The organism is Protofrankia sp. CiT1 (assembly GCF_917627335.1).
Lineage (GTDB): Bacteria > Actinomycetota > Actinomycetes > Frankiales > Frankiaceae > Protofrankia.
The window spans coordinates 1-9566 of sequence record NZ_CAKJTP010000151.1 but is presented as its reverse complement, the minus strand read 5'-3'; the positions used below and the strand labels follow the sequence as shown (position 1 = coordinate 9566).

Genomic DNA, 9566 nt, shown 5'->3' with positions numbered 1-9566 from the left:
CGCTTGATTGCTACTATGGCATGGTGATCAAGATGTGGGGGGTCGAGCGGGGAACGCGGGAGTTGGACTGGGAGGTCGCGATCGGCGACCCCGAGCAGATGGCGTTCCTCATCGATCAGGGCTGTCAGGTCGCTCACCGAGGATTCGTGAGAGAAGCACATCGTGTTCCTGATAGATCGCAGGCGGCTCGGCGTCGTCATCGTCCGACAGTGGGAAGGCCCGGGCGGGATGGTTCCGTAGCGCCTCGGTGGCAGTCTCCTGGTTCATCGCGATCAGTTCGGCGCCGTAGGTCGCTGCCACCACCGCCGCGATCTGTCGGCCAGCCAGGTCGATGTCGCCGGCGTAGCGCAGGTCCAGGTGGCATGTGACGGCGAGTTGGAAGAGCACGTGGTCGATGGCGCGGAGTTGGCCGCTGGTGCAGGCGAGTGGTACGCGAACTCCGCTGGTGTACGCCACCTCAAGGACCGAGGGGTTCTCGACGACGGTCAGGGTCTGCCGCGCCAGAACCGGCGGATGCAGTACGAGGTCGAGCAGCGTCAGCGCCACTGGTGTAGGCGAGCCACGCAGCCGCCGGTCGATCGGCCCGTCGCCGCAGACCTGGACGTTGAACAGCAGGACGGTTGAGGAAAGCCGGTCAGCGATGACACCCGCGCTCGCGAGCAGTGCACGGACAAGATCCGGTCGGACCGGTTCGGGTTGGTCGGCGCGCTCGGCGATCGCAGCGACCAGTCGGGTGCCGTTGAGGGTACGGAGGTCGAAGAAGTGGGGGTCGCCGGTCACGTCGTGGGCGAGCTTCGCTAGTGGGATCGGCGGCCGGGCGGGCAGCCTGCCCGTCGCCCCAGCGAGCGCGGCGATGGCGCTGCGGATCTCGGTGTCGTCTTCGCCGACGCCGCTGGTTCTCATCCGGGTGACGAGCTGTGGCAGTCCGGGCAGTTGGTCGGACGCGTACTGCCACAGCTGATCGCGGCGATCGGCGGCGGCTTGCGCGGCGATGCTGCGGTTGGCGACGGGCTTGCCGACCGCCTTCTCGACCAGGTCGACGAGCGCCGCCGGCTCGACGGCGAGAAGGGTGAGAAGCTCTCGCAGCGGGACCGTGGTGATGTCACCGGAGACGCGAACGGCCGATGCGCCGCGGCGTCGGCGGGCGGAAATGTCGAGCCATGTCCGTAGTTGAGCGATACCGGCGGCAGTCAGGCCTGGGACGCTGACGGTGTTGATCGCCTCCGGGCTGGCGCCGGCGCAGAGGCGTGCGTGCACGGCGTCCCAGATGGGTCGCAGGTCGGTGTCGTCCGCGAGGTAGGCGAGGTCGGCGGCCATCGGTTAGTCACCGTCAGCGGGTGTCGGGAGCAGCAGGGGTGTCGGCTCACCGCTGCCTTGCCACAGCCAGGGCACCGTGATGCGGTGCCGGCCGTCGGTGACGACTTCGTGGACGACAACCTGCTGTGCTTCGCGTTTGATCAGTGGGGCGATCGTGGGTGTGGTTGCGAGGATGTCGAACTTCCAGGTCCGTAGCAGGGCGAGGATCTGGCGCAGGTTGGCTTCGTCGAAGGCGGCGTCGATCTCGTCGATGGACAGCAGACGTGGCCCTTGGTAGGCGTGGCCCGAGTACATCGACCATGCGGCGGCCAGCAGCGGCAGCATCGTGGCGAGCCGGGACTCGCCCGTGGACAGGCCCTTGAGCGGGTTTGACCGGGCGTTGACCGTCTTGAACTGGTCAGTGCCGAAGCTGCTGTGCGTGACACCGATCTCCCACTGATGCCAGGAGCGGTAGTCGAAGGTGTGCGCGACCCGGTCGGTCCAGGACTCCTCGCCGGCGTCTTCCATCCGCTCCCGGAGGATCTCGTACATCTGGTCGAAGACTTCATCGGAAGGTGGCGCGGCGAGCAATGCGACCATCTGCTGGGAGTTGTCGTCGTCGCGGACCTTCCAGTCGACCTGGACACCGACCTTCGCCACGCCGGTGCGGACATTTTCGAGGGTGGCCCGGATGTGCCGGACGAGGTCTCGAGCCGCCTCGCGGCGGGTCTGGATGTCGCGGCGCAGCTGCGTGAACATGGACGTCTTGAGGGTGGCTTTGATGTCGTGGCGCAGGTCTTGTTCGAGCCCTTCGGCGGTGGCCCGCAACGTTTCCGCGGCCTGTCGTAGATCTTCGCCGACGGCGGCGTTGGGCGCGGCCAGGGTGATGCGCCGCCATTCGGTGCCGTCGAGGATGGCGCTGTCGAGTTGCTGGTCGAACTCGGCGAGCGCCTGGTTGACCGTGCGCATGGTGGTCTCGAGTTGCTTCTGCGCCCGTTCCCGAGTGCTCTTCAGGCCGTCCAGGCGGGCGCTGGTGGCTGGCTTGTCGGCGAGCAACTGACGGGCCCAGGAGAGGGCGGCGGTTAGGTTCGCCGGCTGGTGGCGCTCGTCGCGGGTGAGGGTGTCTGGTACCGTCGCGAATTCGTGGGCGACCAGCAGGCACATGCGATCGAAACACATAGTGCGGTGCTGATCGGCCTCCTGTCTGCGCGGCGCGAGGCCGTCAAGGGTCGTCCTGGCGGCGACGGCGGCGTTGTCGTGCCGCCGGAATGCGCCGGCCATCTGTTCGTCCTTGGCCTGACGGTCGGCCAGCTCGCTGGCGAGGGTGTCTTTCGTCTCGCGTAGCTGGGTGTATTCCGCCCCGTACAGGGCTCGGGTCTGCTCCACTCGTGCGGCGAGTTGGTCCGCTTCGAGCCTGGCCTGGCCCACGCTGGTGGCGGCCTTCTGGAGTCGCGTGGCGGCCTTTCCCGCCGCCCGGTGGTCACGGCCGGCCGCCGCGAGCAGGTCCAGCGTCCGCTGCGCCGCGCTCTGCCAGGCGCCGACCTGCTGTAGGAGCGCGGAGACAAGGTCGCGGTGCTGGCGCAGGCCGTCCCGGTCGGTCGGCAGGACCGCACCGTCGGACAGGGTCGCCGAGGTATGCACGCCCTGCAGTGTCTGCCGGACGCGTTCGCTGGCCTGCTGGTGGCGGCGTCGGTGCTCATTGACCTGGGCGCGTGCGGCGGCCGCGTCCCGTTCCGCGGCGTCCTCCTCGCGGGCTGTGCGCCGCAGCTCCCCGAGATCCGGGAACCGTTGCTCCTCGGCGGCGCACTGAAGGTGAGCCGCCTGTGCCTGGTCCCGCCTTTCGGTGGCTTCGGCCAGGGCCTCCCGTGCGGCGGTGCGGGCGTCGTTGGCCGCCTCCTCCACCTGCCAGGTTCGCCGCAGTTCGCTCGCGCTCTCCTCTGTCTGTCGGCGAGCGTGCTCGACCGCCAGCTCGATGGCCTGGTGGGCGGACGCGATCTCGGCGAGCACTGTCGTGAGGCGGGCCGCAGCGGCGGCCAGCGCCTCGGTGGTCTGCTGACGGGCTGCGGCGAGGCCCAGCTGCAGTTGGTTGACCTGATCACGCGCTTCGGTGACCGATCCCGCCGGCGGGAAGTCGTCCCTCTCTTGCCCTGCCGCCAGCACAGCCGACTCGAGCCCCTCGAGGTGCCGCCGTGCGGTGTCGAGGGCGTCCCGCGCGCTGGCAAGCCGCAGCTCGAGATCGGCGACGAGGGCGAGCCGGGCACGCTCGCGGGTGGTGCGGCCAATGAACGTGGCCCGGTAGCTGCAGGGTGCGGTGGCGATCACGGCGCCGGTCCGCAACCGCCCGATGTGGAGGTTGCTGCCGGCCAGGTCGATCGCGATCGCGCCGAGCAGCCATGCGACCAGCCGCGGGTCGACTCCCGCATCGGCTTCGGGGACGAGAATGTCAGCGAGGCTATGCCCGGCGGCGGGACCATCGCCGGCAAGTACCAGCTCGCCGTCGCCGACGAGACCGTCGCCGGTGATGAGCGCGTCGAGAATCCCGGCGGTCAGCAGGGCACCCTCGATGAGATCGGCCCGCTCGGCGCTGATGTTGTCGGCGAAGGCGACGGTCGCCCACAACGGCACGCCCCGGTCGGGGGCACGTGGTGACCTCCACGGCGGCGCCGGCGGGACGGGTAGCTGCCGGCGAGCGTCGTCGAGCTCACCCCTGATCTCGGCGACCCGGTCCCCCTCGATGGCGATGGCACGTCTCGCGTCGGAGATCTGGAGCTGCAGCTCGCTGACCGCCACGGCATGCGCCCGCTCCAGGTCGACGAACGGCTGCCGCAGGTCGATCGTCTCCGGGGCGCCCGGCAGCGGCACGGCGCTGCCGTCGAGGTGCACGAGGCCGTCTCGCCAGGCGGCGACCTGGCGAGCCCACCGCGCCGCGGCCTGCGCGGCGGCAGCCTGGCCGTCCGCAAGGGCCCGTCCGGCCGACGCCGTGATCTCGCGGGCCGCGTCGGCGGACTGGTCGTGGTCGGCGTGTGCCTGCTGGGCCCGCTCGTCGGCGACCGCATGATCGAGTCTCGCCCGCTCCTGCGCGCTCTCCAGGTCATGTTGTGCCTGCCTGGCCGACTGGTCGGCGTCCTCGCGGGCTTTCGTGGCCCGGCGAGCCGCGCCGTCGGCGTCGTTCACGGTGCGGGTGCCGTGGGCGACGTCCTGCTGCCGGGCCGCTAGGGCGACGCGGTCACGAGTGGCGGTGACCGCTTGGTGCAGCCAGGCGACCAGCCGGTCGGGGTCGATCCGGTCCTCGGCGTCGGCCGTCAGATCTGTCGGAACCGCCGGAAGCTGCGAGCGGTCGTCATCCCACCGCCGCAACTGGTCGAGGAAGTTCGCTTCGGCTGCGGCGCGTTCGGTGGCGGCGAGGTCGGCGAGGTCGGCGAGCCGGTCCCAGGTGTCCTCGGCACGACGAAGATATGTCGCTTCGGTCCGTTGTTCGCCCTGGGCCAGCTCGTGTGCGTGGAGGGCCGCGTCGATGCCGGTAAGGCGCGCGACGCGGGCCTCGATCCACCCTCGCGGGGTTTCCGCGACCCGGGCGATGTCCATGTCCGGCGATGCCTGGCCGAGGTCCTCGACGGCTGTGACCTGATGGGTGACGTCACCGAGACGATCAACGAATGCCTGTGCACCGACCTCGGCTGCTGTGATCCGGAGCTGGGACCCGATTCCGGTCAGGTGGTGCTGGCCGCTGCGGGCCTGCGCGGCGGACTCCTCCGCCTGGTGCCCGGCGTTCCGCGACTCCTCCTCCAGCTCGTCACATTCCTGTTCGAGGTCGGAAACCCGCCTGCGTTGATCACCGAGTCGTTCCTCCAGGTGGGGCAGCTCGGCTCCGGCGTGGTCACGCAGTGCGTCCTCGGCGGCCTGAAGCCGGCCGCGGAGGCCTGCGATTTCGCTGCGCAGCTCCTCGCGCCGCTCCTGGACCTGGTCGGCCTGCGCCTGCGCCTCGGCCAGCTGCTGTTCGGCGGTGCGGGCCTCGCGTGCGTGATCGTCAAAGACCGTCTGGGCGTGCGCGAGGCGCGCGGCCTCCTCCGCGATGACCGCGTCGATGTAGCGCTGGTACTGCTGTTCCGACTGTTCCAGCTGCCGGATCTCGGCGCGGGCCCGCTTGAGCTGCCCCTCGAGACCGGCGATGCGTTCCATGGTTTCCGCGATGAACTGCAACGCTCTGGGATCCAGGGCCGGCAGCGCCTCGGTCAGCACCGCACGCATCTGGTTGGGCGAGATGGCCTCTGCAGTGCGGACGCTACGCAGGCTGCGCAGCACCCCGACCAGGGCATCGAACTGCACCGAGTCCAGCGGCGAGAACAGGGTGGTGCGGACCGTGTCGCGATACTGATTCTCCTCGGCGACGTGCACGAAGTCGCGAGCCTTCGCGGCGAGGCGGTCGTGTGAGATGAACAGCTGGCCACCGGCCGCGGCCAGCTGTTCGGCGAGCGCTTCGATCGGCACCGGCTCCCGCTGCCGCGCGAGCAGCAGGTCGGTGCCGACGCGCCCCGGCGTGATGAAGAACGCCTTCTGCAGCGCGCTGCTCTGCGATCGCAGCCACAGTCCGGTGGTCAGGTAGCGGACGTCACCGGTGTCGCTGTCGCGGCGGCCGTACTCCAGCCACCATGCCCCGGTCCGGTCTTCCTTCGCGTTGCGGTCGGTGTGCCGGTCGATGAGTGTCCCGACAGCCTCACCCGACACCGACAGCGCCTTCTGCGAAACCTCGCCGTCAAGCAGCACGGTGACCAGCATCGACGCGGTCAGGGACTTGCCGGATCCGTTTGGCCCCGCCAACGCGAGCCACCCGTCGGCGAACATCAGCGTCTCGTCGGTCCACGCCCAGGAGTTGACCGCGCCGGCCCTGGTCGGCTGCCACCGGTCGGTAGCGACCGGATCATGATCCCATTCGGAGAGTGAGCCGCCGGCGCCGTGCCTGCCGGGTGGCCGTCGGCTGTCGTGCGCGATGACGCTCACTTGTCCTCACCGGCGCCCGTGCCGGCGTCCGCCCGGTTCGGGCGTGCGCGACCGGGCTGGCCGTGGCGTGCCCGTACCCGCCACAGGTGCACGCCCGGTGTGATCTGCCAGCGGTCCCGGTCGCCGGTGGCCTGGAGCAGACCGGCGGAGACGAGCTCCGCGGCGGCGGCCCGGGCCAGCGCGGGCAGCCGTTCCGCGTAACCGGCCGCCCACCGGGGCATCTCCTGCCGGATCTCCTCGAACAGTGCCGTGATCTCGTCGCTGCTCACCTCAGGCTCGCCGTGCTGCGGCAGGCGCGACAGCAACGCCAGGGCGGCCTGCCGTTCGGTCTTGCGTCCCTGGGGGAAGTCGACGTCGGAGGCTGTTCCGGCCGGATCGGTGATCTCCCACCAGTCGCGGCGCACCGTCGCGACCAGCCCAAGAGACACAGCGACGTTCAGCGCTCGTTCCCGGCCGGTCGAGGTGGCCAGATAGCCGACCGGGTTCGGGTCGTCCTGCGGGTCGGCCGCCGGATCGTCGACCACGCGCCGCAGCGCAGTCAGCCGGCGCCCCTCCACGCTGGTGCGCCGCTGCTCGACGGCGTCCGGCTCGGCGTCCGGCAAGGACACCGCCGTCAGCGTGGCGACATGGTGCTCTGGGGGCCGGCTGCCGAGCGACAACAGCGTCGGCGACAGCGAGGCGAACTTATTGGCGAGGCTGTCCCGGTCCGCGGTGATGAACACCTCCGCGTTCTCATCGGTCACCGCCCGGTCCAGGTCGGCGTCGACGCTGATCTCCCCGTCAGCCTGCAACAGCTTGATCGCGTCGACGATGTTCTCCCGCGCAGCCTGCGCCTCCCGCTTGCTCACGCCGTCGGCGGCCACGATCCGGAACGCCGGCAGCCGGCCCGTGGCCGCATCCGCGGCGCACACCTGCGCCACCGACTGCAGCAGCTCGCGCAGGCTGATCCGCGGGCGCCTCCACAACTGCTCGCATACCAACGCGGCCAGCACCAGCACCTGCGTGGGCGCCAGCTCTCCCCGGCCGCTGCGACGTTGCAGCCGTGGCCCCCGGTCGCCGGGCACGTCGTCGCGGCGCTTGTGCAGGCGCACCACCCCGCCAACGTCGTGGACGTGCAGGCTCCAGCCCAGCTCCGTCCGGAAGAACTCGGTCAGCTCGCGGCGGCCGCGCAGCACCGTGCGGTAACGGACCGGGTCGTCGACCGCGGCGATGCGACAGGCCAGCATCAGGTGACGGGCCGCCTCGGCCAAGTCAGGGTCGAGAAGCCGCTGGTTCATGCCGCACCCTCCGTCACGGCAGGCGGCCGGCGCTGCGCGGCCTCGCTCGGAGTAACGGTGATCAGCAGATCCGGAGCCACCAGGATGCCTTCCGGGAAGCAGACCGGCAGATGGGTGCCAGGGCGGCCGAGCCGAACGCGGACGATGACGCTGGCTCCCTCGGCGTGCGCCTCGCCGTAGCCCGTGGCAGAGTTGATCATGTTGCGGGCAGCCTCGACCGCGCCGAGCAGAATCACCAACGCCGGGGTCTCCAGGCCGGCGAAATGGCTCATCGACACCTCGCCGTCGGTGGCCAGCAGAGTGGTGAACCGCCGCCGGTTCGCCGCCGTGGCGGCGGCCTTCTCCAACGCGGCGGCCCGGGCGGCACCGGCATCGGGAACCTTGCGCGGACGGCCGCTGGCACGGCCGACGCGCTCATGCTCACGAAGGACTACATCCACCTGATGCCGACTGGCTCCACCGGCCGCCGTAGCGGCGTGGGCGATGTCCTCCTCGGCCGTACCGACGACAGCATGCACGGCGGGCCAGTGACCGAACGCGGCAGCATAGACCCGGCGAGCCGCATCATCATCGGGCTGCGCGTACAGGCTGTAGGCGAGCTCCCGGAAGTCGGCAGCCAGATCCGAGCCACGCCGCAACGCCGTGTAGCGCCGGTCGATGGCCACCAACAGAGTGTGCACAGCACCAGCCGCCGACGAGATCAGCCGTTGCACCGACCCCGAGGGGGCGAACCACGCGGCCAGGTCAGACAGCCGGCGTACGCGCTCGTCGATCCAATCCTGCTGGTCTCGGACGTCGAGAAGACCGGCATGCAGGGCAGCCGTCTCGACAAGCGGCCGGTGCCCGGCAGCCCCCAGGTCGGCCAGAGCTGCCTCAACGCGACGAAGAGCCCGCCCATACTCGCGGGGAAACTGTCGCAGCGCCTCGATGACCCGATCGCGGTTCTCCCCGAACAACAGGTCATCGGTCACGTCCGACTGCACCATCTGGGCCAACGCGGCGTAGAAATCGGCGGTGACCCGCTGCATCTCGTCCAGCCGCGTCCGAACGTCGTCCAGATCGGTCGGCAGCAGCCCCGCATCGGACGAAAGATGCTCGATTAAATCCCGGACGGTGCGTTCAACGCTGTCGAGCAGCCGGCTCGGTAGCTGCAGCGCCCGCCGCGAATCGACGACCGCCGTGCGGACGGCAGCCACGACCGCGCGGCCAATCTTGGTCAACGCCCACGCCTCCTGGCGACGGACCACAGCGTCGAGGCCCGCGTTCAGCGCCGCGTAGTCCCGGAAGGGCTCGACCAGATGCGCGCCGGTCAGATAGTCGAGCACCGCACGCAGGTCTACCTCACTGACGTGATCGCGGAAACCGACCTCTCGCATCTGCACCCCGATATCGGCCAGCGTCGACATCGGAGCACGCGTCGCTAACTCTTCCAGAGCCGCCAACGCTGCCGTGTTGCGTTCCCGCGCCAAGTCCTCGGCCTGGCCGAAACATCGCCACACGACGGGATCGATGTCCTGCCACCACAGCCGCGGCGGGTTCGGCATTCGGCTACCTCCTGATGACGATCGCCTGCCACGCCATCTTCGCTGAAGCCACCGACACTTCTCCCGCTGTCCGAGACTCCGAGCCAGCACCAGAGCCCAGGGGTGTGTCGGCGCGCGTCGCCGAGTTGGTTGTGGATCTCGCTGCGCAGCCGCGTGACCAACCGCCGAGCTGCGGGAGCGCCAGCACACAGACGCTTGCGTAGTGTCTCGGCGGAGATGGGCCGCCGGTGCTGCTGCCAATGCAGCACATCCCTCGCCCTGGCCCGGTGGAGCAGGACCTGCTCACGCGCCCGGTCCGTTCCGGCCAGACCCGACCCGGGCCTGCTCACGAGCCGGGCGGTGCACTGACCGCTGGAGACCGCCCTACCTCGACGCCTGCGGCGACAACGACGGCAAACCCCCACAGGGCGCCGACACCGACCGCGCCAGCGACATCGAAGCGGATGAGGCG

General features: G+C 70.2%; 4 protein-coding genes. All 4 read right to left on the bottom strand.

Annotated elements, in window-relative coordinates; translation table 11 throughout:
• Positions 1-108 precede the first annotated feature (108 nt).
• Genes MJ785_RS17995 through MJ785_RS17980 form a run of 4 tightly spaced genes read right to left on the bottom strand, consistent with a single transcriptional unit; the run spans position 109 to position 9115 of the window.
• Complete coding sequence (locus MJ785_RS17995; RefSeq protein ID WP_239381911.1) at positions 109-1317, bottom strand: TIGR02679 domain-containing protein; 1209 nt, start codon at positions 1315-1317, stop codon at positions 109-111.
• Between the two features lie 3 nt (positions 1318-1320).
• Positions 1321-6294 carry an SbcC/MukB-like Walker B domain-containing protein gene (locus MJ785_RS17990; protein WP_239381909.1) on the bottom strand — a complete coding sequence of 1658 codons (4974 nt, stop codon included), beginning with the start codon at positions 6292-6294 and terminating at the stop codon, positions 1321-1323.
• Positions 6291-7571, bottom strand: coding sequence for a DUF2398 family protein (locus MJ785_RS17985; RefSeq protein WP_239309891.1), 1281 nt, complete (start codon positions 7569-7571; stop codon positions 6291-6293). Before MJ785_RS17985 ends, MJ785_RS17990 begins: the two co-directional genes overlap by 4 nt.
• Positions 7568-9115 (bottom strand): DUF2397 family protein, encoded by a 1548-nt coding sequence (locus tag MJ785_RS17980; protein WP_239309890.1) that lies wholly within the window; start codon positions 9113-9115, stop codon positions 7568-7570. Before MJ785_RS17980 ends, MJ785_RS17985 begins: the two co-directional genes overlap by 4 nt.
• Between the last annotated feature and the right edge of the window lie 451 nt (positions 9116-9566).

Excerpts from the sequence above, each read along its gene's own strand:
- MJ785_RS17995 (WP_239381911.1), bottom strand. The coding sequence starts at position 1,317 with ATGGCCGCCGACCTCGCCTACCTCGCGGACGACACCGACCTGCGACCC.
- MJ785_RS17985 (WP_239309891.1), bottom strand. The coding sequence starts at position 7,571 with ATGAACCAGCGGCTTCTCGACCCTGACTTGGCCGAGGCGGCCCGTCAC.
- MJ785_RS17980 (WP_239309890.1), bottom strand. The coding sequence starts at position 9,115 with ATGCCGAACCCGCCGCGGCTGTGGTGGCAGGACATCGATCCCGTCGTG.